Source organism: Stenotrophomonas maltophilia group sp. msm4, assembly GCF_032025605.1.
Taxonomy (GTDB): domain Bacteria; phylum Pseudomonadota; class Gammaproteobacteria; order Xanthomonadales; family Xanthomonadaceae; genus Stenotrophomonas; species Stenotrophomonas sepilia.
Genome location: NZ_JAVSKK010000001.1, coordinates 472,282 through 498,687, shown reverse-complemented (window position 1 = coordinate 498,687; position 26,406 = coordinate 472,282). Strand labels below are relative to the sequence as shown.

Sequence of the window (26,406 nt, the reverse complement as noted above, 5' to 3'; positions counted from 1 at the left end):
TTTCAACCCTCCGGCCCAACGGCCGCTTGTTTGATCGGCGATAGGATAACAGCCGACCGCGCCCGCCCAGCGGCATCCCACCACCGGGATGCATGGATACGCTGTTCACGCAGCTGCAGCCCTTGTGCGCCAAGCCATACGCGGATCGCCCCGGACTCCGCAGTGGACACCACCTCGGCTCCCTGCGCCTGCCAGCGCCGGACCACGTCCCGGCGCGGGTGGCCGAAGCGGTTCTGGTGCCCTGCCGAAACCAGCGCCAGCCGGGCTGACACCGCCGCCACCCAGGGCGCGCTGGAGCTGCCGCCGCTGCCATGGTGCGGCACCAGCACCACATCCGCCTTCAGCGCCGCCGGAGACGCCCGCAGCAGCGCCTGTTCGGCCGGGCGGCCGATGTCCCCGGGCAACAGGACCCCACCATGCGCGCTGGCCACGCGCAGCACGCAGCTGTCCTCGTTTCCAGCCCGCTGGCTGCCGGCATCGGGGTGCAGCACCTGGAAGTCGACGCCGTCCCAGCGCCAGCGCAGGCCGCGCTGGCAGCGCCCGGCCCCGGCGATCGCGCTGCCCGGCGGCGCCAACAGGGGCAGCTCCGGCAACTGAAGGCGCAGGCTCGGCAGGTTGCCGGCATGATCGAGATCGTCGTGACTGATCAGCACGCGGTCGGGCCGTGCCTGCCCCAGCGCGCGCAATGACGGAACCAGGACCCGCTCACTGCCCTCACCCCCGATCGGCGGTCCCACGTCGTACCAGAGCGCATGCCGCGCGGTGCGCAGCAACACCGCCGTGCCCTGCCCGACGTCGTGTACCAGCAGCTCCAGCTCCCCCTCGGCCGGCCGCTCGCGCAATGGCCACAGCAGCGGCAGGCACAGCAGGAGGCCAGCCAGCCCGCCCCCGGCACCACGTGGCAGCAGCCACCAGAACACGCCCAGCAGCGCCGCCGGCACTGCCCAGGCCGGTGCCTCGGCCAACCACCACATCGCCTGTGGATGCGCCGCCAGTGGCTGCAGGGCCTGCCAGCTGGTTTCGAACAACCACGCCGCTGCACGCCACGCCCAGCACCCGGCGCCGTCATGCAGCACCTGCAGGGCGGTGCCCAGCAGTGACAAGGGCACCACCAGCAATGTCCACCACGGGATGACCGGGAGGTTCACCAGCGGCCCCAGCCAGGCGGTGCCACCGAACAAGGCGATGCCCAGCGGCAACAGGCCGACGCTGGCCACCCCTTGTGCGGCCAGGAACCCGCGCAGGTTGGCGACCACCCCACGCGGACGTCCCTGCGGCAGGCACCAGACCAGCCACAGGACGCCGCCGAAGCTGAGCCAGAAGCCCGCGGACAGCACTGACAGGGGCGCCGGCAGCAGCAGCGCCAGCGCCGCCAGGGCAAGCCCCTGCACGAGACCCAGTGGGCGCCGCCCGCTACGCGCCAGCGCCACCAGCCCGATCATCAGTGCGGTGCGCACGGTCGGCAATTCACCGCCAGCCAGCACCGCATAGCCCGCTGCGGACAGGGCCGCAGCGCAGGCCGCCGCCTGGGGGCGTGGCCAATGCCGGGCCAGCAGCGTACACAGCCACCACAGCCCTCGGCACAGCAACGCCCCCAGTCCCGCCACCACCCCGACATGGAACCCGGAAATGGCCACCAGATGGGTCAGGCCCAGCGCCCGCAACTGATCCCAATCGGCGTCGGACAGGCCACGCGTATCGCCCAGGGCAAGCGCCTGCACGAAGCGCGCAGCTGGATGGGCCACCTGCACGGCGATGGCGGCGCTGGTGCGTTCACGCCATGCCGGCAGGCCATGCGCGGCTTGAAGCTCGCACGCGCTGGCCGGCGCCCGCACCGTGCCGTTGCCGGACACGCCGCGCAGCAGCGCATGGCGTTCACCGTCGAAACCACCGGGATTGATCCGCGAACGCGGCGCCCACACGCGCAGGGCCAGATGCCACTGCGCGCCGGCCAGGACCTGATGGCGCCCACGCCCGGCGTCGGTGCCATCAGCGGCACGCCAGGCATCGTTCCACGTGACCTGCAGGCGCTTGCCGCGCAGCGATGGCAGTTCGCTGCTCTCGCTGACCTGCAGCAGGAAGCGGGTGTGCGCGGCTCCATGGTCCGGCAGGTCGATGACCCGTCCACTGACCACCACATCCCGTGCTGGCTGGCCTGGCGGCAGCTGTTCCTGCATTGCCCAGTGCCCGTGCATCGCCGTCCATCCGGCGCCCAGCAGCACGACCGCGGGCAGGCGCCCCCGCCAACGCAGGCCCCACCCCGCCATGCCAAGCACGATCATCACCATGCAGCCCCACAGCGGCGGCAGCTGTGGCAGCTGCACGCAGGCCAGCGCCCCCAGTGTCAGCGCCGCAGCGGCGCCACTGCCCAGCAAGGGAGAAGGGGAACGCTCGACGGCCATGGGTCCAGCCTGCCGCTACCGGCGGCAGGTTGCCTATCGGGACTTGCCCCGCAAACGCGTCAGCGCCGGACGCTGCCGCGATGGAAATTGACCCGGAAGCTTGCGCCGCCTCCCGCAGCCTCACCGACACTGACCGAGCCACCGTGGTGCTGCACGATCTCCTTCACCAGGTGCAGGCCCAGGCCACTGCCGCTGCCCGCCGCGCGCAGGCGATGGAACGGCTCGAAGATCGCCTCGCGGTCGCCCACTGGAATGCCCGCGCCCTGATCGCTGACCTCCAGCAAGCCGCGCGCATCCAACCGCACGCAGATGGTGCCACGGCCACCACCATGCACGATCGCGTTGTGCACCAGGTTGGCAATCACCCGCCCCAGCGCCAGACTGTCGCCGTGGATCCACACCGGCGATTCCGGCGCGTCCACTTCGAATCCATAGCCGGCGCCGACCACCAACGGCGCCAGGTCCGCGGCGGCCTCACGCACCAGCAGCGCCAGGTCCAGCTGCTGCAATGCGCCGACATTGCGGTCAAGGCGCTGCAGATCGAGCAGGTGCTCGGCAACATTGCCCAGCCGCGCCACGTCGGTCAGCAACTGCGATTTCAACTCACCCTGTGGCAGCTGCGCCAGGCGCGCCTGCACCACGGCGATCGGCACGCGCAGCTCGTGCGCCGCGTCGGCGAGGAACTTGTCGCGCGCGGCGTAGCCCTGCTGCACCTTGTCGATGGCATCGTTGAACGCTTCCACCAGCGGCGCCACTTCCGTGGAGACCAGCCGCGCATCCAGCCGAGCACCGGGCTGGCCGATGTCCAGTTCCTTGGCCTGCTGCGCAGAACGGCGCACACCGCGCATGGCACGGTGGATCACAGTCGGCATCACCAGCAGGGTGACCACGATCAGTGGCAGGAAGAACCACAGGCCGATCAGGCGCAGCACCATCAGCGCGCCATCCAGCAGCCCGCCCTTGGGCGCGCCACCGACCATCACGGTGATGCGGCGCCCGTCCTCGTTGCGGATCATCACCCGCGCCACGTCCAGGTAAGGGGGCACCAGCGAGCCCAGTTCCGTGGCGCCCACGGTCGGCAGCCGCGCCAGCATCGGCGCGTGGATCGCTGGGATGGTGCCGCGCTCCAGCCACATGCCCTTGTCATCCACCGCGGCGAACCAGAGATTTCCCCCGGCGTTGGCATCGAGCTTGTCCCAGCGCGCCTGGTCCAGCACCAGGCGGCCGCCTTCGCTGTGCACCGCCTTGGCCACCGCCTCGGCAACGAACATGTCCATGCCCCAGGAGTCCTTGTCACCCCAGGTCAGGATCAACGCGACCACCGCGAACAGTACGGTGAAGGCCTGTGCCAGGAACAGGCGCCAAGCCAGGCCAAGGGTGATCGAACGGATCGGACGGGCCATCTCAGGCCTCCGCCAGCAGGTAGCCGACGCCGCGGATCACGTGGATCTCCACCCCCGCCCCGGCCTGCTGCAGCGCTTTGCGCAGCTTGGAGATATGCGCATCGAGCGCATTGGACTGGATCTCATCATCGAACCCGTACACTGCAGCCTCCAGGGCACTGCGGGTCACCGTGCGGCCCTGCCGCATCGCCAACGCCTGCAGCACCAGCACCTGCCGACGTGGCAATGCCAGGGGCTGGCCCTCCACCTGTGCCTGCAGCGATTCGAAATCGAACTCGAGCCGCCCCAGCCGCAGGCTCGGCGTCACCATCGCCGAAGGCCTGCGCGATACCGCGCGGATGCGTGCCATCAGTTCCTCGATCGCCACCGGCTTGACCAGATAGTCATCGGCGCCGACGTCCAGGCCTTCGACCTTGTCCGACAGCGTCCCCTTGGCGGTGAGCATGATCACCGACAGGTTCGGCCGCAGCGCACGCGCCGACGCGACGAATCCAGCACCATCGCCATCGGGCAACTGTCGATCGAGCAGCAGCAGCTGGTGCACCGGTTCGCGCAACGCAAGCGCGGCCTCGGCCAGGCTGCCGACCACGTCGGCGACCACGCCCTGCCGCTCCAGGCCCGATTGCAGGGCGCGGGACAGATCAGGATCGTCTTCGACCAGGAGGATGCGCATCAGGGACTCGTCAACCGGAAACGCTGCCGATCATAGTGCCTGGGGCCATGGTTTTGCGCCCATGCATGCCAGCGGTTGCAGGCGCAATGTTCTGACAATGTTGCCCCTTCAGCATGCGCAGCCATCACCCGCAATGTGGCCGAACGATGCTGTCGCTGCCCCTGACAAGGACCCCCATGGCCTCCGTCTCCCCCACCGCAGAAGCTCATGCGATCCTGCGTGCACCGGACCTGGACAGCGCAGAACGCGCCTATCTGGGACTGATGCCCGACCTTGAACATGTGAATGCACTGGCCCGCCGTGCAGTGGGCCTGTCACGCGTTGCCGACGCGGCACGCGGCTATGCGTTGTCGATGACTCTGGTCGGACTGCGCCTGCAGGAGCTGGAGATGGGCGAGCCAACGGCCAGGGAACATCGCCAGGCCACCCTGCGCAGCCTGCGCCAGGCCTTCAGCGCCTGACAGCACCCGCACAGGCACTGCCGCCGCACCGGTGGCAGCGGGAGTGATCGGGTCAGCAGGTCCCGCCACCCGGCAGGCCCGGCGCGGCAGCGTCATTCAGCGCAGCGTGGTCCACGCCAGCAGCGCGCTCAGGATTGCGCCCCAGATCACTGCCTTGAACGTGCCTTCCAGCATGTTGCCGCCGAACAGGCGTTCCATGAGCGGATTGGGCCTGGACACCGGGACGTGATCACTCATGCGGCAGTTCCTTGCAGTAATTGCGCAGTTGCGCAGTAGCGCCGAGTCTACGCCTGCGCGGCCCGGATTCATCGCCATCTGCCTGCCTTTGGCGGCCCAATCCCCGCCTTCGTCGCAGGCCGGCTGCGGTGCCCGGCCGACCATGCCAGCCTGCACGCACTTTCCCGCTGGAGCACCGTGCCATGCCGATGCTTGCCCTGATCCTGCTGTTCTCCAGCCTGTTCGGCGACGGCTGCGGGCCCACCGAGGATGCCCTGCGCAGCCAGATCCTGCGCACCGAGGATCCGCAGGCCATGCATGAAGCGCAGCCCCTTCAGCTCTATCACCTGCGCCAGGACCGCGTGCTGCGGCTGGGCAGCCAGCAATCGCCAGACGACACTGGCGCCAGCCCTCATCCGGCACGGGCCCCGGTACGTGTGGCGCAGCTGTGGGAACGCGTCGACGGCCAGTGGCGCATCCAGCGTTCGATCAGCATTACCCACTGATTTCATGCCAATGAACCGGCACGGATGCAGCTTCGCGGGAACGCCAGGCTCGCCGGAACGAAAAAAGCCGGCCCCGGGGCCGGCTTTCATCGTTTCCACCGCTTCACCGGCAACGCCGGGAGCAGGTGGTGGGCGGTACAGGGTTCGAACCTGTGACCCCTACCATGTCAAGGTAGTGCTCTACCGCTGAGCTAACCGCCCATCTTGTTCTTGCCGCCCGAAGGCTGGCCTTGCTACGTAAAAACCCGGCGCCAGGGCCGGGCTTTGCAGTTCACGACAACCCTCTTCCGAGGGTTTCGTGGTGGGCGGTACAGGGTTCGAACCTGTGACCCCTACCATGTCAAGGTAGTGCTCTACCGCTGAGCTAACCGCCCGTTTTGCTTCTGCATTTCCGCGATTGCGTCGGTGCAGGCCGCGTATATTACGGATGCGGGCCGTGAAGCGCAATACTTTTGTGAAGATGATGCTGCACTGCCACGTTCAGCCCAGGCTGGCTTCCTTCAGCTGCCGGATCTGGTCACGCACCCGTGCGGCATCCTCGAATTCCAGGTCCTTGGCGTGCTGGTACATCTGCTGTTCCAGCGCCTTGAGACGGGTCGCCAGCTGCGCCGGAGACAGCGAACGATAGTCGGCCGCTTCTTCGGCCACACCCGCCCGGCCCTTGCCCTTACCCTTCTTGGCTTCCTTCTCGGCGGCATCCGAACGCGCGCCTTCAAGGACATCGACGATCGGGCGCGCCACCGAGCGCGGCACGATGCCATGTTCTTCGTTGTACTCGACCTGCTTGGCACGGCGCCGGTCGGTCTCATCGATCGCCGCCTGCATCGAGCGGGTGATCTTGTCGGCGTACAGGATCGCCTTGCCGCGCACGTTGCGTGCGGCGCGGCCGATGGTCTGGATCAGCGAGCCGGTGGAGCGCAGGAAGCCTTCCTTGTCGGCATCGAGGATCGCCACCAGCGATACCTCGGGCATGTCCAGGCCCTCGCGCAGCAGGTTGATGCCGACCAGCACGTCGAACTTGCCCAGGCGCAGGTCGCGGATGATCTCCACGCGCTCGACCGTATCCACGTCCGAGTGCAGGTAGCGCACGCGGATACCGTGTTCGGTGAGGTACTCGGTGAGGTTTTCAGCCATGCGCTTGGTCAGCGTGGTGACCAGCACGCGGTCGCCCGCCTTGATGCGCGCGTTGGCCTCGCTCATCAGGTCGTCGACCTGGGTGCCGACCGGCCGGATCTCCACCACCGGGTCGATCAGGCCAGTCGGGCGCACCACCAGTTCGGTGATCTCGTCACCGGCTTCACGCAGTTCATAGGGCCCGGGCGTGGCCGACACGTAGATGCTGCGCGGGCACCGCTCCTCCCATTCCTCGAAGCGCAGCGGGCGGTTGTCCAGCGCCGACGGCAGGCGGAAACCGAACTCAACCAGGGTTTCCTTGCGCGAGCGGTCACCCTTGAACATGGCGCCGATCTGCGGAATGGTCACATGCGATTCGTCGATCACCAGCAGCGCATCCGGCGGCAGGTAGTCGAACAGGGTCGGTGGCGGCTCGCCGGCATTCTTGCCGGTCAGGTGCCGGGAGTAGTTCTCGATGCCGTTGCAGTAACCGACCTCGGCCATCATCTCCAGGTCGAACTGCGTGCGCTGCGCCAGGCGCTGCGCCTCCACCAGCTTGTTCTGCGCGTAGAGCTGCTCCAGCCGCTCCTTCAGCTCTACCTTGATCGTCTCGATCGCCGCCAGCACGCGCTCGCGCGTGGTCGCATAGTGGGTCTTCGGGTAGACCGTGAAGCGCTGCATGTTGCGCAGCGTCTCGCCGGTCAGCGGGTCGAACAGGGTGATCTTCTCGACCTCGCCATCGAACAGTTCAAGGCGCAGTGCTTCGCTGTCCGACTCGGCCGGGAACACGTCGATCACTTCGCCGCGCACGCGGAAGGTACCGCGCTGCAGCTCGTACTCATTGCGCGTGTACTGCAGCTGGGTCAGGTGGTTGATCAGGTCGCGCTGGTCGATGCGCTCGCCCTTGGACAGGATCAGGCGCAGTGAAAGGTAGTCTTCCGGCGCACCCAGGCCATAGATCGCGGACACCGTGGCCACCACGATCGCGTCCGGGCGCGACAGCAGGGTCTTGGTCGCGGCCAGCCGCATCTGCTCGATGTGTTCGTTGATCGAACTGTCCTTCTCGATGAAGGTGTCCGACGACGGCACGTAGGCTTCGGGCTGGTAGTAGTCGTAATAGCTGACGAAATACTCCACCGCGTTGTGCGGGAAGAACGCCTTGAATTCGCCATACAGCTGCGCCGCCAGCGTCTTGTTCGGCGCCATGATCAGCGTCGGCTTCTGAATGTTCTGGATGACGTTGGCGATGGTGTAGGTCTTGCCCGAGCCGGTCACGCCCAGCAGGGTCTGCTTGGCGATGCCGGCCTCGAAGTTGCTGGTCAGCTTCGCGATGGCGTTGGGCTGGTCGCCCGCCGGCGAATACGGCGAGACAAGTTCAAAACTGTCGCTCATGGTGTTGCCAGTTCCCGGGAAGGGTGAGTATACGGGGCGAGGAGTGACGGCCGGCTGAGGGGTTGCCGGGCAGACCGCTACGGGGATTCCCGATGGCGGCCGCACAGCCGGGCGCGGAGGCTGGATGCATGCGCACTCACCGCTCTTCCGGTTGCGCCGCGTCGCGCGGCATGCACCTGATCGAAATCCTGGTCGTCACGGCGGTACTGGCCGTGCTGCTGGCCGCCGGCTGGCCCTCGCTGCAGGCGCTGCTGCTGCACCAGCGCGCGGAAGCCACCCGGTTCAGCCTGCAGGCCGCCCTGGCAACGGCACGCACCCAGGCCATCATGCGTCGCGAACTGATCGGCCTCTGCGCCAGCGCGGACGGCCAGCGCTGCGGGGACGACTGGAGCCAGGGCTGGATTGCCTACCGGGCCGCAGGCGCATGGCAGCCCCCATCCACGGCCGATGCCATTGTCCTGCATCAGGGCGGCCGTCCGGACGTCACGATCAATGCCGCCAGCAACAGCGGGCGACCGCAACTCTATTTCCAGCCGGATGGCCGCAGCCCCGGCAGCAACCTGACGCTGCGCGTCTGCGTGAGGGGGCGCGAGCACGCGCGGATCATTGTCAGCAACAGTGGGCGGATGTCGGAACCGGCCTCGTTGAGGCGCCTGCGCAGCGTCGCAATGGTCACGGCGCCGTCGCAGTCGGCGTGCAGCGAGTCCCACCGGCGGCCGACGATCCAATCGTGGTCCGCGAACTTCGGGTCAGACGTGCTCCAGTCGATGAACTCCTGCCGCCCCGCGCCGTCGGTGGCGTGGTGGCAGGCCATCATCAGCTCGCGCCATGCGTCGTGCTCGCGGAAGTCCGTCGGGTCCAGATGCTCCAGCGATGCGGCCAACTGCTCGGCGGTGATCTCGCCTGCGCCCGTGGCCCGCTTCCTCTCCGGCCTGCGCGCCACCTCGATCAGCCTCGCGGGCAGTTCCGGCATGTCTGGTAGCTGCGGCGAATCAGGTGCCCAACGGTACAGGCCGCCGGTCGGATGCACGGAACCCGCCGCGACGACCTGGCGGCCGAGCGACTTCAGCTCCACACCCTCGAAGCCGTCCACGCTCTCCAGCAGCACGGCGCCCGCGGGCTTGTGGAAGTAGAAGTGGTGGCCGGGGTGGGACAGGTTGCCGGTGAGGACGTGCGGTGCAGACGCGAGCGGCAGGTCGAACGCCGCGGCCAGTTCGGCCAGGCTGTCGCGCCCCGCGGGGAAGTTGCGCGGGTCCACGTCCACGACGACCACGTCGGCGGGCAGGCGCACGCCTAGGTTCAGGCCGTCACGCTTCGCGCGCTCCAGCACCTCGCCCCGGTCGTAGTTGCGTTCCTGCCAGCGCTTGTCGGCGGGCACCTTGTCGCGGCGGCGCAGGGGGATCAGGTCGAGCCGGGCGCGGCGGTACTCGGACGCGGCCTCAAATGATGGCGTCGCGGCGGCGTGCCCCGCGGCATCATTGATCCCGTGAGTCTTGGACAGCTCACTCTCCTGGTCGGTCGTACCCTTGCGCCCACGGTCTCGCACGCCGTGGGCGTTTTCATTTGCGGCCATCGGTCAGCCCTCCATGGTGGCGCCGCGGCGCTTCATGTGGGTCCGTAGGTCGCCCATGCGGTATCGAATCGTCCGCGAACCTCGCGGCCGAGAAGGACGGCGGTGCACGCGCTTTCGCCCAGGCCGTCGCCGACGAGCTGGGGCCGCTGCGCCTGATCGTCATCGACACCCTGAACCAGACGGCCGCGGGCGCCGACGAGAACTCGGCGAAGGACATGGGCCGCTACATCGCGAGCATGAAGCTGCTGCGCAACGCCACGGGCGCGGCGGTCGTCGTGGTGCACCACTCGGGCAAGGACCTAGGCAAGGGGATGCGCGGCAGCTCGGCGCTGCTGGGCGCGATGGACACCACTGTCGAGGTGGAACGCGCCAGCGACGGCCGATCGATCAAGGTCGCGGTGAAGAAGCAGAAGGACGCCGAGCGCGAGTCCCCGATGCGATTCAACCTGGAGAAGGTCGGCGACTCCCTGGTGCTGCGCCCCACCGTGATGGACGTTCCGGAGGGTGAGTTCGCCGGGGGCATGGACCCGATCCTGGAGCTGGCTCGACAGGAGGCGAGCGAGCGCGGCGGCAGCATCCCGCTGAAGGAGCTGGCCGCGATCGTCTGCGAGCGGGACGGCGTCTCGGACAAGACGGCGAGGCGCAAGATCGAGCAGGCCGTGCCCGACGGACGCAGCAACGCCAGGGCGTCGATCGACGGGTTCCTGGTGTGGCTGGAGCCGATGGACGAGCGCAACCCGAGGCTCGGAATCCTGGTCAGGACGGAGGGGTGAACGCGCGATTTCGATTGTCACGGGGCGCGACTTTCGGAGCTCGATTGTCGCGCCCAGTGACAATCAGATCGTCGCCGAAAGTCAGTTTCGATTGTCAGCGCGACAATCTAAGCGCGGCAAGCACTTAGGCCACTTTCGGCCACCCGATTGTCAAAGCGAAAGTCACTGGCGGATTCGATTGTCACGGCGTTCGTCAGTCTATAGACGACGAACGTGACAATCAGGCCGACAATCGAAAAGCGATCCCCTCCACGTCATCGAAAGCGCGTGGACGGATGCGTCCAACCGCGCGCCGAACCTCTCCCTCACGCGCGAGGAAGCTGGCCGCCTAATCAGGGATTCGAGGGCCGCAGAATCCCAAGCGGCTGATCTGAAAGCACAAGTGCTGGCGTGCCTCGCGCGCATGACACGGCACGATCAAGTTCAACACCACCTTTCGGGAGTCGGGCCGTGGCCACGAAGAAGTTCACCCCCGAGGTGCAGGAGCTGTTCCTTCAGATTCTGGAGGACACCGCGTCGCCTAAGCAGGCGGCCCAGGTGTGCGGCATCTCCAGGCGCCTCGCGTTCGAGTACAAGCAGAACGACCTGGACTTCAGGCGCCGCTGGGAACAGTCCATCCAGATCGCGATGGACGCCCTGCTGGAGGAGGCGTACAGGCGCGCGGTGGTCGGCGTGGACGAGCCCGTCATCTACCAGGGGCAGGTCTCGACGGCGCGCGACCCCAATACGGGCGAGGAGCGCGCGCTCACGGTGAAGAAGCACAGCGACCGCCTGCTGGAGGTGATGCTTAAGTTCCACTATGGGGACGAGATGGCGGAGCGCCTGCGGGTGAAGGTCGAGGATACCGGCCTGTCGTCCGAGGGGCTGCTGCGCATGCCCGCCGCCGAGCGCGCGCAGCTCGTCGCCCTGCTGGGCAAGTACAACGCGAACAAGGAGCAGGACGATGAGTGAGAACCTGACGGTGGCCGAGGCGCTCCAGCAGGCCGCGCAGATAGAGGGCATGCTCGACGCCATCGAGGGGACCGCGCCCGAGACCGTGGCATCCCTAGGCGGTCGCGACGCACTGACCGTGAGCTGCGAGATGACATGCATCGGCCCGGTCCCTCGGCTCGACGCCGCCACCTGGGAGCGCATGAGCGCCGAGTACGAGGGCGCCCGTGAGCATGGCAGCACCAACCGCGGCGAGTAGCGGCCTCAACGGGCGCGCAGTCCCCGTCCGCATCGACGGGCAGGTTTACCCCTCCGCCAGGCAGGCGGCGCTTGCCGTCGGCCTCAGCTCCAACACCGTCGTCGGCCGCTGCCACAGCCCAAGGCGACCGCGAAGCGCGCAGAGCCGAAGGCCGAGGCCGCCGAGTCGCCCGAAGCCACCGAGAAGAAGCCGCGCGGTCTCGGCGTCGGCCGACTCGCCCGCGAGCTGCTCCTCTACGAGACCGGCTACCCGCACGCCGTCATCGCGGACGTCATCAACGACCGGATACCCGGCGCGAGGGCGACGTCCAAGTCTGTGCGCTGGTATGCCAACGCCATGCGCAAGAGCGGCGTCCACGTCCCGGAACGCCGGAAGCACCACCCGGCGTACATGGACGAGGAGCAGTCGGCCGAGGCGCTGTCCACGGTCCGGGTGGTCGAGCCCGCGCCATCCGACGACTGACGCCGTTCTCCCGTCGTGTACGAAAAAGGGCCACCGTCGCGGTGGCCCTTTCTTTTCATGCGCTTGTGCGCGATCGCGTCCCGACCGTGGATTAGGCGGCTACCAATCGTCTGAGGTCGCGGCCTTGCCCATGCTCGCTTGGATTCGCTCGCCGAGCTTCAGGAGTTCTGGCCTGATCTTCTCCATGTCCGACCGCTGGTTCACGGGGCCATCGTGCGCTGGCGTCACTATGCCTGACCCGTAGCTCGCGGGCCACGCGAGATGGACGTTGGTGAACGTCAGCCGGAACCTGCCGTCCTTCGACTCCACGCGCATGGTGAAGGGAACGGTCCAGTCCGCCTTGGCCATGCAGGAGAACGCGCCTCCGCAGGGGTAGTTGATGATTCCGTTTCCGATGATCGTCCCCTCGTCCCTGTTCTCGTACTCGATGACGGCCTTCGCGGACTTGAAGTTCTCCGCGATCCACATCCTCGCCGAGCTATACACCTGATCCTTCGTGTAGCCGGGCACCTCGAACACCTGCACGATCGTGCGGTCCTCCTCCGTGAGCGGCACCCTCTTCGCCGACGCCAGCCCCGATGTGGTCGTCAAGAGCAACGCCGCTATTAACGCCCCAAACCACTTCATAGGCTCCCCCTCTGTGAATGTGACCCCGCGCAGATATGCCATGTCCCCGACGACCTGTCAGTAGCCCCCTGCGATGTCAATCATTATTCCCGAGATTTGCTGGGCAAACGACAGTTTCAACAAATCATGGGTTACTGCCATTGACGGGCTTCCGATACTGCATCCCATCGCGATGACATCGGGTCAGCCGGGGACGCCCGGCTCCCATCACCTCACGAATCAAGGAGCAGTACCTATGAATACCAACAACGAGACGGACACCACGAAGATCCCGGTCGTCCACGAAATGGTCCGCCCAATGCTGTTCGCCGCGATGTTCGACCTGCTGGACTGGCGTGGTTCGCCCGAGCGCATCGTGTCGGCGTGGCAGACGCTGGGCGAGAGCCTGGACGATTACGAGCCAGGGGAGCGCGAGTTCGCCGACAACCTGGGCAGCTCGGTGTGGAGCGACCTGGACCACGCGACTGCAGTGCATGGACTGGAGGATCGCAGCGAAATCGAGTGGTACGACCGCTACATCCGGCTGGCTTACGCATACGGCGCCGAGGAGTGGCCCGCGGCTGCACTCGTGGATTACCTGCGGCTCTTTGAGGGACTCGACCGCGAAAGTGCCGAAACGATGGCAAGGCGTTCGTGGGAGAGCGCACGACTCCGCTACGCGACGTTCAAGTCTTCGCAGTTCGCGAAGGCTGCCTGCACCACCGAAACCAACATCTAGGAGAAAGACATCATGGCCAACGCCAACAACATCACCAAGCTGGTTTACGAGAACGTCATCAAGTCACACCTGGGCCAGATCGAGCTGGTCGGACTGGAGCTGGAGCACGCATCCGGCGTCCGTGCGATCGCGGCCGACACGGCCATGCGGGAGCGCGGCGGCCGCGAGCACTTCGACGCTGACCTCCTGTTCGACGCCGTCGACAAGCTGGTGGGCAACGACCGCTTGTTCGAGTCGTACAACGACCCGTGCAACCCGAACGCCGAGAAAGAGGAACTCGAACTGGGCCAGGGCTGCCCGTTCACATCGCTCGACGCCTACCTCGACCTGCGCGAGCTGTTCGGCGCGGAGTGGCTCACGCTGACGATGTTCGAGTACGCCAAGCGGCTGGCGGAGGGAGAGCTGCGCGGCGCCGGAATGGTGCAGGCGACGGAGCCGGTGAGGCGCGCCCGCGAGGAGTACGCCAAGGCGAGCGCCGCCGACTTCGAGCGCTTCTTCGGACATACGAAAAAGCGGGCGGCATAACAGTCTGTGAAAGCAGGAAGGGCAGCCCACAAGGCTGCCCTTCTTTTGCACGGGCGCGCGTCTTGTGTTGCTTTCGTGTTTTCACGAGCCCACAAAAGACGAAGGCCGCGACGATGCGCGGCCTAAGTACATGATGCATATGGCGCCCGAAGTTGGACTCGAACCAACGACCCCCTGATTAACAGTCAAGTGCTCTAACCGGCTGAGCTATTCGGGCGGGGACGCGCATTGTAATCACGTCGAACAGGGAGTGCAACACTCCCGTTCACATGCTTGCATTCTCTGTTTGCGGCAGTGTCACCAGCACTCGGACAGCGTGGTCTTGGCGGTCTTCACGTTGGCCTGGTTGAGCGTCAGGTTTCCACACTTGTCCTTCGCCTGCGCGTTGACCGCGGTGGCGGTGAAGGTGAATGTCGACTGCGCGGTCTGCATGGACAGAGTGTAGGCCGCCGTGCCGCCCTCGCGCGGGGAGTTGATCGAATCGGCGTTGCCCGGGAACTTGAAACCGACATAGGTGTTGTTGACCGTGTGGAAGCGCTCGGCCAACTGTGCGTATTCGACCAGGTCGGCCTTAGCCTGGGCCCGTCGCGACTTGCGCACATGTTCGCTGTAGTTCGGGTAGGCGATCGCGGCGAGGATTGCCACGACCGCCACCACGATCATCAGCTCGATCAGGGTGAAACCGCGGGCCAGGCGACCCGCCGCGAAAGATTGGCGCATTGCACGGGCTCCTGCTGCCGGGGAAGGATGGACGCCGGTCACTGGATCTGCCTCCAGGACTGGCGGCCACAGGGGTATGGCAGGTACATCGGATCAGCACCGGCCACCGAGATCTGCATCAGGCACGCCTCACCGGGCGGCTGCGGCGGCGGATTGCCGGGAGTGCTGTCCGGCGGCGCCAAGCGCGGCACCACCGACGTCGTCACGTCCCTCACCGGCGCGTTGCCGCCCGTGTTGAGAGCAACGCCGGCCGTACCCGCCCCCGGCGATCGGCCGTCGGGGGCTCCGAAGCGCACCTGCGACATCGCGGCCTGGCCGGTGCTGGCCTGCAGGCCGAGCAGCCAGTTCGCACCGTCCACCGAGCAACCCTGAGCGTCGGACGGAATATAGGTCGGGAAGAACACCACGCCGGACACGATCCTCGGATTACCGACCGCACGCTCCTTGTTGGCCAGCACCACGGTCCAGCCGCGGCTGACCGTAGGCACGGTCCCGCCACGCAATGTCCGCACGCCGGAACCAATCTCGGCCGTATACGAGCTCAGGTTTGCCGAGGTCAGCGTCGTCGTCGGCTGGCCCGCTGCGGTGTCGTTGATACCGTACAACGCCTGCACCGCCGTATCGTTCTCGTCACCGTAGTAGGAGAAGCTGCCGGTGCCGAAGATCAGCATCACGCCACCGGACGGCCCGGTGGTCACCGTCATGCCACCGGTGATCGGCTGGCGGTATGTCCGGCGGTCGGCGGGATCGACATGGGTATTGGTGGTGAACAACGGTACGGTTGGCGCGGTAGTCCCGCGCAGGTCGAACTTCCAGATAACGCCACGCTTGTCGGCGCCATAGACCGTATCGGCCAGGCCATCGCGCACCCGCGCGTTCTGCCCGGTTCCACCCCAGCGATCAACCACCACGATGTTGCCCAGCCCGTTGCTGCCCGACGGCAGGTTGGTACCCGACTCGATCGCCTCGATCATGCGGATGGTCGGCGTGCGGCCTGCCACCATGTCAACCACGAACAGTACCGCCTTGCCACTCCTACTCTCGTAGCCGTTACCGAAGATCGCCTTGAAGCCCACCGAACCGTCGGCGTTCTTCACCGGCACGATCACCGGCTTGCCCAGCACATGGCCGATGTTGGCGCGCACAGCATCGTCAAGCGAAGCGTCGAGGTCACTGATCTCCCACAGCAGGGAGCCGGTGGCGCCGAAGTTGCCCGGATCGGACACATTCAGCGCGAACACACTGCGGCCGCCGGCACCGGCCGTGCCCACCAGTGACGTGGTCCACCCGTTGCTGCCGTAGGTGTCGCTGATCGTCACCGGGCCATCGACGTAGTAACGGTGCTGGAAACGCTGGGCGTTCTGGTTGGTGGGGTCGTTAGGCAGCAACAGGTTGCCCATGTGGCCCAACGCGGTCGAGGGAATGTAGGCGAACCGCTCCTTGCCACCGTCGGCGTCCATCTGGCCGTCGGCGCCCATGCCACCATCGAAGGCATGCAACATGCCGTCGTTGGCGCCGGCGTAGACCATGTAGCGGCGGCCATTGCGCTTGGTGGTCATGTAGGCGGCGTAACTGCTGCCCATCGTGCCCGGAAGGCGGCCAAACCCATAGTCATCCAGAGGCGAACTCAGCACCGGGGTGGAGGTGATGATGTCGCCAAGTACCGTGCTGCGATCACGCAGCTTGCCGCCGTTGCGCTTCTCGCTGGAGGTTTCACCACGCAGGTAGGCCACGGCCGTGGCGGAATCGGTGGCTAGGCCAGCCAGCTCGGACGCGCTGCAGATCAGGATGCCCGGATACAGCGTCGACGACTTGGTGCACAGATTGGCCAGGCTGACATTGCTGCCGGTGAAGTCTTCCAGCGCGCCGTTGCGCCAGAACCGGATGCGGCGTGATGCAGGCGCCGGCATCTTCGCAGATGCTTCCCAGGCCTCTTCCGAAACGATCTTGCGGGTGGACGGCTCGACGCTCAGCTTGAAGGCGCGCAACTTGCTGTACCAGTCGGTGCCGTTGTTGGTGGCCTCGTAGAACGGCTCCACCGACAACGAGCCGACGCCGATGCGTGCGCCGGTCAGCGAACGCGAGCCGGACGGCGTGGCGCCCTGGGCGACGTTGCTGATGATACGGCGCATGGCTGCGGTGATTTCGGCCGGGCGCGTGGCGTTGACCATTTCGCCACGGGTGTCATAGACCGCGTTCCACAGCTCATCAACGGCCTCGGGCTTGAGGTCCTGCGTCGTCGTCGGGAAGTTGGGCTTGACGACGTACGGGTCCGGGCTGAGCACCCACGGGCGCAGTGGATCCGGCAGGTACCGGACGCCGAACTCCTTGCCCTGCGTGCCCAGCGTCACGCCGTAGAAATTCATATGCAGGTGGGTCTTGCAATCCAGCGACGGATTTGGATTCGGCCCCTTGCACTCGGCCGGCACCGGCACGGAATTGGTCTCCTTGCCCGGCACGAGAGAACTGTTGTAGTACGGCGCTACGAGATCCTTCATCAGCGTCGTGTTGCCGGACTCATTGATATAGCCATCGGTGAACAGCATGCCCGCATTCTTCTGGCATGACAGGAGCACCGGCGCGTTCTGATCCGTGCGCTGGAATTGTTCGCCAAGGTACTGTGCGGCGGAACGATTGGGCGTACTGCTGCTGGCACGCATTTCGCCGATGATCTGGCTGAGCAGCTGCTGCTTCTCCGGCTCGTTGGTCATGTTGAACATGGTCACCGCGCGGGGGCCATTGATACGGAACCAGCCCACGCGCAGATTAGTCGTGTCGTACAGCGCATTCGTAGCCGCACCGATCAGCGCTTCGCGTCGCGTCCGGTACAGGCTGAACCAGTTGGCGAAGCTCTGCATGGCAGCGTTGTACTTCGCTTGATTGTTGCCGAAGTTCGCAAGCTTGATTTCGTACTTGTACAACGTACCCGGCCGGCCGCCCGGAGGATTTGCAACGGCAACAGGAGCCGCGGTGTACCCATATTCCGCCGGCAGCGTAGACGGATCTGCCAGGAAGAACGTAGCCGGATAGAAGCCGACGGCAGCATCGCAGCTTGAGCTGCTGATGGTAGTCTGGCGCGTCACGTTGTCGAACGAGCCTTCCTGCCGGACAGCCCCCCCGCTCAGGTTGCATCGCCCACGCTCAATACGGGTTCCGACCGGCAGCGTCATGCCGGAACGGAAGCGGAAGCGCCAGTTCGCGCCGGTCCGCCCGCCGGTGTCCATGCTGGTCAGCAGCGAGTCCACAGTCAGGTCCAGCGCGCCAGCGATCTTGTTCGGTGCATTGCCCGGACGCGGGTCCAGCGGCGCGCTGGACGCCCTGATGTCCAGATAGTTGGCAAGGGCTGTATCGGACAAGCCGGTCTTCCAGCCAGGATAGATCTCACGCGGGTCGTAGTAGGACGGGTTGACGTCCGGTGATCGGGCGAAACCGAAGCTGTCGAGCGGCGGGATGGCCGCCTGGTCGTCGCGTCCATAGCTGGGGAAGACGTACAGGTAGCGCTGCCCAGACCCATCGTAGCCGTTGACGGCACCCTGGTTGTAGAAGCCACTGCCATCCCAGCGGTACACGCCATCGCGCGTGTTGTTCAATGTTTCCCACAGCATCGAGCCGGAATCATCCAGCGCCATCAGGAAGGCCGGCGGCGTCTGCACCTGGATGTTCAGCGGCGCCTGCGCCAGCGTGCCCTGGGCCTGGGCCGCCATCAGGCTGTAGATGACATAGCCGCCCCCGAGCGCCAGTGCGGCGCCGCCTGCGGCCATGAAACGGAATTTGCGCGAAGCCATGGCCTGCGTCCTCAGAGTTTGAATACGGTATCGATGACCACCGACGACGAGCTCGCATCGGCATCGTCGGTCGCGAAGCCGGTGATCTGGTAGATCGGCGTGACGTCTTCCAGCGGACGGCCCATGTCGAGCGACGATTCGCCCATCACACAGCTGTCAATCTGGCGGACATTGACCGCAGGACGCGTCTGGTTGCGGCGGCTTTCGGCCCAGATGGCCGGATCGAAGCCGTCATCGCAGACCCGCGACAGAGTGCTGGACTGCACCAGGCTGTCGTTCCCCACATCCTGACGGTTGGCGATTTTCTCCACCGAGCGTTCGGCCGCACGCACCACGCCCTCCGAGTTCTGGAAGGCCCGGTTGGCGGCGCGGTAGTTCGCTGCCATCTTCTCCTGCATGCCGGCCACCTGCATGCCCGCAATGCCGAGCAGCGCCAGCAGGATGAGCATGATCAACGCGACATAGAGCACGGCGCCGCGCTGGGTGCGAGCGGAGGCGGGCCTGAACGAACGTGAGAAGGTCGTCATGATCAGTTCCCGAACAGGCGATTGCGCAGTGCAATCGAGACTTCATAGCTGGAGCGGTAGCGGCCGTCAGGCTTGTCACTGCTGGCAAAGCCAACGCCGAGTACCGACAGCGGGTTGGCCGGCGTGCTCGAAGACGACGGCGTCGGGCTGCGTGCCAGCAGCCCCACCTGCACCTGCCCCACCCGCAGCCACTGCGCGGCACCGGCAGCGTTAGCGTTGCTGCTGACGCCAGTCGCGGCGGCCAGGCGGGTGATGTTGCCGGCCGGCGGCGTGCCCAGGCTGATGTTGGCGGTACTGTCCAGGCCATACAGCAGCTGCAGACTTTCGATGCCTTCCACAAGTTCTTCATTGACCGCATAGGCGCCAGCACTGTTGGCGCGCGCACGACGCAGGCCCGGCTGACCGGTCTCCGGATTGATGCCGACGTAATAGACCATCGACTCGGCGCGATAGAGCATCGTCTGCCCGGTCGGCTGCGCGGCATAGCGCGACAGGTCCAGCGAGGGCGCGGTCACACGTGCCGCACTCAACGTACCGGCGAAGATGTCCGCATGGGCACAGTCGGCGATGCCGAACAAGGTCGGTGCCGCCACGCCCCCCGAGGTGAGCCTGGCCACCCGGGTGCTGTCCATGTCCAGTAGCGCATTGCCGCCGCTGGACGAAATGCCGGTCACCGGCACCCCCTCAGGGGCCAGGTAGCGCAGTACCAGCACATCGCTTCCGCCTGCCGGCGCAGGGCTGAGCCGGGTGATCGCTGCCGGCAACGCTGACGGTGCGGACCATGTCGCCCCGAGTGCGAGCCTCCCGCCCGGCGCGGTTCCCGGTGCATCGAAGCCCTGGATGGAAACGCTGAAATCAAGCGGGCTGCCATCGCCCGAGGATGCACCCAGATGCGATACCGGATCGCCTTGGTTCTTCACCACGTGGGCCTGGTCGTTCACGCAGCCCATGTGCCCGGCCATGCGGATGTCTCGCTCAAGGAAATCCAGCGCGAAACGGGCGTTCTCCTGCACGCGCGAGGCCCCCTCGGACAGGCGCGAGGCAGCCTGCGAGGCCATGAAGACCTGCACCACCCCCAGCATCAGCACCAGGCTGATTACCAGGGCGATCATCAGTTCCACCAGCGACAGGCCGGCCATGGTGGCACGTCGGTTCAGGCGCATGCTCACAGCTCCGTAGCCAATGCAAAGGTGGTGGCCTTGTCCGGGTCATCCGGATCCCAGCGCTGGTCGCCCCAGGTGATCGCCACATTGACCACGCCGCCATTGAAGGTGACATCGGCGCCTGCATCGTCGCCCAGCGCCTTCACCACCTGGCATTGCCAGCGCGCGATCTTCTTTTCAATGGAGACGTCGCCGGTATCGCTGGTGCACGCGGTGGCGGCGGTCTTGCTGCCTGCCGCGAACGACGCGCCGGTGTACCAGGCCGCCTGGAAGCGGTTGCTGCGCATCTGCTCGGTCAGGTCGTACGCAAGGTTGGTGGCCTGGGTTCGATAATTGGCGCTCTGCACGAATCGGACGTTCATGGTCTGCAAGAGAGCAAAACCCAGCAGGCCGAACGCCAACACGATGATGGCGATCAGTACTTCAAGCAGGGTGAAGCCCCCGGCCTGGCGCGCACGGAAGGTACGGGTGGTCATGGACAGGCTTCCTTAGTGCTGCGGATCTGCCCGGAGGCGTTCACCGTCAGTGTGCGCTTGTGCAGTGCGCCCTTGCTGCAGACGTCCGGCTCCAGCCGTACATCCTGCTCGGCGCTGGCGCGGCGACGGCCGCGCCCGTCAAAGGCGATCTCCGTGGCCGGCCCAGTGATCTTCAGCTTGGGATTGCCACTGACGAAGCGCAGGACGGTTTCACCTGCCGACAGCGCACCGTCGCCATTGGCATCGGCAAAGGCCAGCATGCCGCCCGACCAGCCACCATCACAGCTGGCACCGTCGCTGCTTCCACAGACGCCGCCACCGCGGTTGCTGCGGATCGCCTCGCTGCGGGCAAGACTGAGCAGGCCCAGGACCTCGTTGTTGGTCGAGCTCACCCGGCTCGAACGGATCGTGCTCTGGAAACTTGGAAAGGCGATCGCAGCCAGGATCGCCACCACGGCGATGGTGATCATCAGTTCAACCAGCGTGAAGCCGTTTTGCCGGCGCAAAGACATTGGACGCTCCCCAGCGTGTTGGTGGCCACGATGGGCCATCGCCCCGCCACCGGCAAGCGGCGGCAGGACGAACGGTCAATCCGGGGCGACGGGCGTCAAAGGCTTGACGACCCGTCCTCCCCTGCCATTGCCGGCGCGATCCCCATCACGCCGGCCCGGGTTCAGGCCAGCACCTGGTAGCAGGGCTGGTACTCGCCGGAGATCTTCATCCGGCGCTGCTCGACGAAGGCGCGAAGCAGCGCATCCAGCGCCTGCATCATGTCCGGGTCACCGTGGATCTGGAACGGCCCGAACTGCTCGATGCGGCGCATGCCGTCTTCCTTCACGTTGCCGGCGACGATGCCCGAGAACGCGCGGCGCAGGTCGGCCGCCAGCGCGTGCGGGGCACGCCCGTGGTGCAGGTCCAGCGCCGCCATCGCTTCGTGGGTGGGTACGAACGGCTGCTGGTACTCCCACGGAATCTCGATCGACCAGTTGAAGAAGAACGAGTCCTTCTGCGCCAGGCGGTGCTCGCGCACGCGCTTGATGCCGGTGGCCATCTTCTTCGCAACCGCCACCGGGTCGCCGATGATGATCTCGTAGCGCTCGGCAGCCGCATCGCCCAGGGTCAGGCGGATGAAGCGATCAATCTGCTCGAAGTACGGTGCCGCTACCGTCGGGCCGGTCAGGATCAGCGGGAACGGCAGGTCCTTGTTCTCCTCGCGCAGCAGGATGCCGAGCAGGTACAGGATCTCTTCGGCGGTACCGACGCCACCGGCGAACACGATGATGCCGTGGCCGATGCGGACGAAGGCCTCAAGGCGCTTCTCGATGTCCGGCATGATCACCAGGTGGTTGACGATCGGGTTCGGCGACTCGGCGGCGATGATGCCCGGCTCGGTCAGGCCGATGTAACGCGTCACGGTACGGCGCTGCTTGGCGTGGGCGATGGTGGCACCCTTCATCGGGCCCTTCATCGCACCCGGGCCACAGCCGGTGCAGATGTCCAGGCCGCGCAGGCCCAGTTCATAGCCCACCTGCTTGGTGTACAGGTATTCGTCGCGCGAGATCGAGTGTCCGCCCCAGCACACCACCAGGTTCGGATCCCCCGGATTGAGGATGCGCGCGTTGCGCAGCAGGCCGAACACCGCGTTGGTGATGCCCTCGGATGACTCCAGCTCGGCCGCGTAGGCCGGGCCCATTTCGATGGCCATGTAGGCCAGGTCGCGCACGACGGCGAACAGCAGTTCGGCGACACCGCGGATGATCTCGCCGTCGACGAAGGCCATCGCCGGTGCGTTGACCAGATCGATGCGCACGCCACGATCCTGCTGCGCCACCTGGATGTCGAAATCAGGGTAGAGATCGCGCGCGGCGCGCGGATCGTCCGAGGCGCTGCCGCTGGTCAGCACGGCCAGCGCGCAGCGGCGCAGCAGCTCATGCATGCCGCCGGCGGAGGCATCGCGCAGGCGTGCCACCTCGGCCCGCGACAGCACATCCAGCCCACCGCGCGGGTAGATCCGGGCATCCTGCACCGGCAGTGCACGGGCCGATTTTTCGTTCGTGGTCATATCCAATTTTTTCGCTTCCTTCAAGGTTTCCGACTGTACTGCCGCCCCCTTAAAAAGCAAAACGGCCGGGAAACCCGACCGTTGGATGTGTGCCACCCGCGTCCGCCATTCCGGGACCGCATCGGCGGCGTTGGCACCGCGCACATTTCCGGATGCTACGCCGTTGCCCCACGCCCTGCAAGGACTTTCGCCTGAACGGGAAACGGCCGGGTTTCCCCGGCCGTTTCCACTTACCGCTTCAAGCGCTGATGGATCAGAACTTGTACTTCAGGGTCAGCTGCATCGACCAACGCGACACGGCGGTGTTGCCCTTGTCGTTGTTGTTTTCCTGCACCGACGGGTTGTCGGTCGAACCAGTGAAGGAGTACACGTACTTGCCGGTGGCCGGATCGATACCTGCGTAGTTGGCAACGCGACGGGTCGAGTAGAAGCCGTAGTCGTCGATCAGGCCCCACTTCTTGTTCAGCAGGTTGCCGACATTCATGATGTCCAGGGCGACTTCACCCTTGTGCCCCTTCATGAAGCCCGGGAATTCCTGGCTGACGCGGACGTCGAAGCTGTTGACCCACGAGGCGCGGTGGCGGTTGGCCGGGACCACGCTGCCACGGTAGGCATCGAGTTCCGGGTTCTGCGCCAGCCAGTCGAAGAACTGCTTCTCCATCGCGGCACCGCCGGTGAACAGCACGTCGCCCGGACCCTTCGGCACGTAGAACAGGTCGTTGGTGGCAGCACCGTCGCCGTTGGCATCGTTGTAGAAGATGTAGCTGTACGGACGGCCCGAACGGCCTTCGTAGAACAGGCCGACGCGGGTGGCGTTGTCACCGAAGAAGTTGTGCTTCCACTCCAGGGTGCCGGTGACGCGGTCCTTCATCGCATAACGCGAGTTGTAGGCCACGTTCTCGTTGGCATTGAAGATCAGCGTGTTGTTCCAGTTCGAGGTGTTCTGCGAGCTGGACAGCGGGCTGACTTCGGTGGACTTGGTGTAGGTGTAACCCAGCGACCAGCCCCAGTTCTCGGTCAACGGCTTGGCCAGCGAGAAGGTGGCCTGGGTGCCGCGGCCCTTGTCGGTGTTGCGCAGGACCAGAACGTCGCCGATGTCGGACGGACGGTTGGCGCGGTCAACCGCACCCTTGGTACCGGTCGACATGCCGTAGTCGACACCCTTGTCGATACGGGTATTGGCCTGGTTGCGGCCAGCGGCGTTCCAGTAGATCGCGCGGCCATCCTGACCGAAGGCGGTCGGCGCCGACACGTCCAGACGGTCGAAGTAGATGCCGTCCTTGACCTTGGTGAACAGCACTTCGGCCGACGCGACGATGCCGTACCACGGCAGCTCATGGTCGAACGCCAGGTTGGCCTTCCACACCGACGGCAGGCGGGTGCCCGGCGCGATGATGTCGACGTTCTGACGGGCCGAAGCCGGGCCACCGGCCGGGATGTACGGGTTGTTGCCGTCCGGAGTGAAGGCACCGGCCGGGATGCTGCGCTCGTCGTACTCGATGTAGTTCAGGCCGGTGTTCTGGTAGGCACCTGCCAGCCACACGTTCGGGGCGGCGCCGCCGAACAGGCCCACGCCACCGCGCAGCTGGGTCGGGCGATCGCTGTCGAAGGTGTAGTTGAAGCCGACGCGCGGCTGCACCAGGTTCTTGTCGACCAGCTTGGTGTTGTTGAAGCCGTACAGCTGCTCGATGCGCGGGTTGTACAGGCGCTGGGTGCTGAAGTCAGGCATGTCGATGCGCACGCCGAACATCAGGTTCAGGTTGTAGTTGATCGCCCAGGTGTCCTGCACGAACACGCCGGTGTTCTTCAGGGTGAAGTCGGCCGGGATGTCGCTGCGGCTGCCATCGGCGCGCGGAGCACGCAGCTGGTAGCGCGAAGCCTTGCCCGCCAGGAAATCGTTGACGCTGTTGAATTCGTACACGCCGTTGAGGTTGCGGCCGTAGAAGTTCATCAGGTCATTCTTCGAGTAATCGAAGCCGAACTTGACGGTGTGGTCACCGATGTACCAGGTACCGGCACCAAAGGCGCTCAGTTCCTTCGACTCGACGATGTTGACGTGGGTGTTCTGTTCGGTACCGACGTACAGCGAATCGTTGCCCGACTTGATGCGGATCTGCGGCATGTCCACCAGCGGGACGCGGTTGGCCGAGTAATCCTTGTGCGAGACCTTGAACTCGGTCGAGAAGTTCTCGGACCAGTCACTGAACAGTTCGCCCATCCAGGTTTCGTACTGGGTCGGCTGCTGGTACCAGAAGTTGCTCAGCGAGATGGCGCTGCTGCTGACCTGCGGGAAGCGAACGACGTTCTGCTCCATCTTGTTGTAGCGCAGGGCCGCACGGTGGTTCTCGTTGATGTTCCAGTCCAGCTTGACCGCATACTCTTCGATCTCGGTCTTGCTGTTCGGCGCCGCCAGGCTGCCCGGGTCGTAGCCCAGCTTGCCCAGGAAGTTCTGGACGTCGGTGATCTGCTGCTGGGTGATGGTGCCACGGCCGATCGGCGTGTCGCTCAGGGCGACGCCGGCAGCCGAGCGCTCGTACTTTTCATAGTTGGTGAAGAAGAACAGCTTGTCCTTGACGATCGGACCGCCGAAGGTCATGCCGTAGGTCTTCTCGTCCTCGAAGCCGTTGAAGTCCTGCTTGTCACCTTCCAGGCGCGAGCGGACCATGTCCTTGTCGCGGTACGAACCGTACACGGTGCCGTGGAATTCATTGGTACCCGACTTGGTCACGGCGTTGATCACCGCGCCGGTGCCACCGGCGATGGTGGTGTCGTAGTTGGCCAGGTCGATGTTGATTTCCTGGATGGCGTCCATCGACACCGGCTGACGCTCGGTCGGCAGGTTGTTGGAACCCAGGCCGAACGGATCGGAGGCGCTGATGCCGTCGATGCGGATGGCGTTGTAACGGGTATTCTGGCCGCCGGCCGAGATCGCGCCGTCCGCCTTGCTGACCTGCGAGATGCGCGGGTCGAGACGCACGTAGTCCTGGATGTTGCGGCTGGCCGACGGCAGCGCATCCATCGTTTCGCGGGTCACGTTGGTGCCGGTGCCCATCTTGTTGGCACTGAACAGGTCCAGGCCGCCGGCGGTGGCAACAACGTTCACCGCGTCCAGGTTGGTTGCAGCCAGGTCACCGCCCAGGTTGGCGTTGACGGTGTTGACCTGGTTCAGGTTCAGGTAGACACCTTCCTCGGTCTTGGTGCCTTCACCGGACTTGGTGATGGTGATGGTGTACGGACCACCCACGCGCAGGCCGCGCGCGTTGTATCGGCCCGACGCATCGGTGGTGGCACGCGAAACAGTGCCCGACTCGGTGTGCGTGATGGTGACTTCAGCGCCGGCGACAGGCTGGCCTGCAGCGGACATCACCTGGCCGCCGACACCGGCGGAGGTGCTGCTCTGGGCGAAGGCGGGAGCGGCAGCAAGTGCAGCCACGAGACCAAGGGTAAGCTTGGACATCCGGAGTGGGTGGGTCATTTTTCGGTAGCCTCGATGCGAGTTGGCGATGGCGGAAAAAAAGCGCATCCAAGCAGCCCTGCGGGTGGCTGATCGGAGAGTTATCTGGGGTTCCCTACCGCTCGGCTGAAGGCAGCCCTAACGGTTAACACTAGATTAACACGCTACGCCATCAATGTGACGGTT

22 protein-coding genes, 3 tRNA genes and 2 pseudogenes are annotated in these 26,406 nt (G+C 65.8%); 9 read left to right on the top strand and 18 right to left on the bottom strand.

Annotated elements, in window-relative coordinates:
* Window positions 1-2: 2 nt before the first annotated feature.
* The 3 genes from ROV93_RS02330 to ROV93_RS02320 are packed head-to-tail and all read right to left on the bottom strand — an operon-like array spanning window position 3 to window position 4,478.
* Complete coding sequence (locus tag ROV93_RS02330) at window positions 3-2,402, bottom strand: DNA internalization-related competence protein ComEC/Rec2 (RefSeq protein ID WP_180890294.1); 2,400 nt, start codon at window positions 2,400-2,402, stop codon at window positions 3-5.
* A gap of 59 nt (window positions 2,403-2,461) precedes the next feature.
* Window positions 2,462-3,805 (bottom strand): HAMP domain-containing sensor histidine kinase, encoded by a 1,344-nt coding sequence (locus tag ROV93_RS02325; protein WP_072166740.1) that lies wholly within the window; start codon window positions 3,803-3,805, stop codon window positions 2,462-2,464.
* Window position 3,806: 1 nt separating this feature from the next.
* Window positions 3,807-4,478 (bottom strand): response regulator transcription factor, encoded by a 672-nt coding sequence (locus ROV93_RS02320; protein WP_072166741.1) that lies wholly within the window; start codon window positions 4,476-4,478, stop codon window positions 3,807-3,809.
* A 176-nt stretch (window positions 4,479-4,654) separates the two neighbouring features.
* Between ROV93_RS02320 and ROV93_RS02315 the strand changes: the two genes are divergently transcribed.
* On the top strand, window positions 4,655-4,939 hold the full coding sequence (locus tag ROV93_RS02315; RefSeq protein ID WP_053500526.1) for a hypothetical protein: 285 nt from the start codon (window positions 4,655-4,657) through the stop codon (window positions 4,937-4,939).
* A gap of 96 nt (window positions 4,940-5,035) precedes the next feature.
* On the opposite strand, the gene ROV93_RS02310 is transcribed toward ROV93_RS02315, so the two are convergent.
* The gene (locus ROV93_RS02310) at window positions 5,036-5,176 is read right to left on the bottom strand and encodes a hypothetical protein (protein WP_176698758.1); all 141 of its coding nucleotides are present in this window, start codon (window positions 5,174-5,176) and stop codon (window positions 5,036-5,038) included.
* A gap of 182 nt (window positions 5,177-5,358) precedes the next feature.
* Between ROV93_RS02310 and ROV93_RS02305 the strand changes: the two genes are divergently transcribed.
* Window positions 5,359-5,661, top strand: coding sequence for a hypothetical protein (locus ROV93_RS02305; protein ID WP_072166742.1), 303 nt, complete (start codon window positions 5,359-5,361; stop codon window positions 5,659-5,661).
* A gap of 126 nt (window positions 5,662-5,787) precedes the next feature.
* Here ROV93_RS02305 and ROV93_RS02300 read toward each other — a convergent pair.
* The 3 genes from ROV93_RS02300 to uvrB all read right to left on the bottom strand — a co-directional run bounded on the left by ROV93_RS02300 (window position 5,788) and on the right by uvrB (window position 8,166).
* Window positions 5,788-5,862: transfer RNA gene (locus ROV93_RS02300), tRNA-Val, on the bottom strand.
* A gap of 98 nt (window positions 5,863-5,960) precedes the next feature.
* Window positions 5,961-6,035: transfer RNA gene (locus tag ROV93_RS02295), tRNA-Val, on the bottom strand.
* Between the two features lie 106 nt (window positions 6,036-6,141).
* Window positions 6,142-8,166, bottom strand: coding sequence for an excinuclease ABC subunit UvrB (uvrB, locus tag ROV93_RS02290; protein ID WP_072166743.1), 2,025 nt, complete (start codon window positions 8,164-8,166; stop codon window positions 6,142-6,144).
* A gap of 92 nt (window positions 8,167-8,258) precedes the next feature.
* On the opposite strand from uvrB, the pseudogene ROV93_RS02285 reads away from it, so the two are divergent.
* Window positions 8,259-8,729, top strand: a pseudogene (locus tag ROV93_RS02285) (GspH/FimT family pseudopilin); the annotation flags it as partial.
* On the opposite strand, the gene ROV93_RS02280 reads toward ROV93_RS02285, so the two are convergent.
* Window positions 8,690-9,739 carry a bifunctional DNA primase/polymerase gene (locus ROV93_RS02280; protein ID WP_312538517.1) on the bottom strand — a complete coding sequence of 350 codons (1,050 nt, stop codon included), beginning with the start codon at window positions 9,737-9,739 and terminating at the stop codon, window positions 8,690-8,692. The pseudogene ROV93_RS02285 and the gene ROV93_RS02280 sit on opposite strands and share 40 nt — an antisense overlap.
* On the opposite strand from ROV93_RS02280, the gene ROV93_RS02275 reads away from it, so the two are divergent.
* The 4 genes and pseudogenes from ROV93_RS02275 to ROV93_RS02260 form a co-directional block, all read left to right on the top strand.
* Window positions 9,730-10,512, top strand: coding sequence for an AAA family ATPase (locus ROV93_RS02275; protein WP_312538516.1), 783 nt, complete (start codon window positions 9,730-9,732; stop codon window positions 10,510-10,512). The genes ROV93_RS02280 and ROV93_RS02275 overlap by 10 nt on opposite strands.
* Before the next feature lie 450 nt (window positions 10,513-10,962).
* Complete coding sequence (locus ROV93_RS02270; RefSeq protein ID WP_312538515.1) at window positions 10,963-11,463, top strand: hypothetical protein; 501 nt, start codon at window positions 10,963-10,965, stop codon at window positions 11,461-11,463.
* On the top strand, window positions 11,456-11,701 hold the full coding sequence (locus tag ROV93_RS02265) for a hypothetical protein (RefSeq protein ID WP_312538514.1): 246 nt from the start codon (window positions 11,456-11,458) through the stop codon (window positions 11,699-11,701). Before ROV93_RS02270 ends, ROV93_RS02265 begins: the two co-directional genes overlap by 8 nt.
* Before the next feature lie 102 nt (window positions 11,702-11,803).
* Window positions 11,804-12,163 (top strand): annotated as a pseudogene (locus tag ROV93_RS02260) (hypothetical protein); the annotation flags it as partial.
* A 99-nt stretch (window positions 12,164-12,262) separates the two neighbouring features.
* Here the strand turns inward: ROV93_RS02260 and ROV93_RS02255 are convergent.
* Window positions 12,263-12,832 (bottom strand): DUF4468 domain-containing protein, encoded by a 570-nt coding sequence (locus tag ROV93_RS02255; protein WP_312538513.1) that lies wholly within the window; start codon window positions 12,830-12,832, stop codon window positions 12,263-12,265.
* Between the two features lie 193 nt (window positions 12,833-13,025).
* Between ROV93_RS02255 and ROV93_RS02250 the strand changes: the two genes are divergently transcribed.
* Window positions 13,026-13,508: a hypothetical protein gene (locus ROV93_RS02250; protein ID WP_312538512.1), complete on the top strand. Its 483-nt coding sequence runs from the start codon at window positions 13,026-13,028 to the stop codon at window positions 13,506-13,508.
* A 12-nt stretch (window positions 13,509-13,520) separates the two neighbouring features.
* Window positions 13,521-14,033 (top strand): hypothetical protein, encoded by a 513-nt coding sequence (locus ROV93_RS02245; RefSeq protein ID WP_312538511.1) that lies wholly within the window; start codon window positions 13,521-13,523, stop codon window positions 14,031-14,033.
* A gap of 140 nt (window positions 14,034-14,173) precedes the next feature.
* On the opposite strand, the gene ROV93_RS02240 is transcribed toward ROV93_RS02245, so the two are convergent.
* The 9 genes from ROV93_RS02240 to ROV93_RS02200 all read right to left on the bottom strand — a co-directional run bounded on the left by ROV93_RS02240 (window position 14,174) and on the right by ROV93_RS02200 (window position 26,241).
* Window positions 14,174-14,250: transfer RNA gene (locus ROV93_RS02240), tRNA-Asn, on the bottom strand.
* A gap of 80 nt (window positions 14,251-14,330) precedes the next feature.
* Window positions 14,331-14,753 carry a type IV pilin protein gene (locus ROV93_RS02235; RefSeq protein WP_061478489.1) on the bottom strand — a complete coding sequence of 141 codons (423 nt, stop codon included), beginning with the start codon at window positions 14,751-14,753 and terminating at the stop codon, window positions 14,331-14,333.
* Window positions 14,754-14,791: 38 nt separating this feature from the next.
* Window positions 14,792-18,538, bottom strand: coding sequence for a PilC/PilY family type IV pilus protein (locus tag ROV93_RS02230; protein ID WP_312538510.1), 3,747 nt, complete (start codon window positions 18,536-18,538; stop codon window positions 14,792-14,794).
* A gap of 11 nt (window positions 18,539-18,549) precedes the next feature.
* The gene (locus ROV93_RS02225) at window positions 18,550-19,065 is read right to left on the bottom strand and encodes a PilX N-terminal domain-containing pilus assembly protein (RefSeq protein ID WP_072166745.1); all 516 of its coding nucleotides are present in this window, start codon (window positions 19,063-19,065) and stop codon (window positions 18,550-18,552) included.
* Window positions 19,066-19,067: 2 nt separating this feature from the next.
* Window positions 19,068-20,228: a PilW family protein gene (locus ROV93_RS02220; RefSeq protein ID WP_061478492.1), complete on the bottom strand. Its 1,161-nt coding sequence runs from the start codon at window positions 20,226-20,228 to the stop codon at window positions 19,068-19,070.
* Between the two features lie 2 nt (window positions 20,229-20,230).
* A complete protein-coding gene (gene pilV, locus ROV93_RS02215; protein WP_049416379.1) occupies window positions 20,231-20,704 on the bottom strand; it encodes a type IV pilus modification protein PilV in 474 nt (157 codons plus the stop codon).
* A complete protein-coding gene (locus tag ROV93_RS02210) occupies window positions 20,701-21,216 on the bottom strand; it encodes a GspH/FimT family pseudopilin (RefSeq protein WP_061478494.1) in 516 nt (171 codons plus the stop codon). Before ROV93_RS02210 ends, pilV begins: the two co-directional genes overlap by 4 nt.
* A 161-nt stretch (window positions 21,217-21,377) precedes the next feature.
* Window positions 21,378-22,766, bottom strand: a complete 1,389-nt coding sequence (ppnN, locus tag ROV93_RS02205) for a nucleotide 5'-monophosphate nucleosidase PpnN (protein ID WP_019659018.1) — start codon at window positions 22,764-22,766, stop codon at window positions 21,378-21,380.
* A gap of 253 nt (window positions 22,767-23,019) precedes the next feature.
* Window positions 23,020-26,241, bottom strand: a complete 3,222-nt coding sequence (locus ROV93_RS02200; protein WP_072166746.1) for a carboxypeptidase regulatory-like domain-containing protein — start codon at window positions 26,239-26,241, stop codon at window positions 23,020-23,022.
* Window positions 26,242-26,406 lie beyond the last annotated feature (165 nt).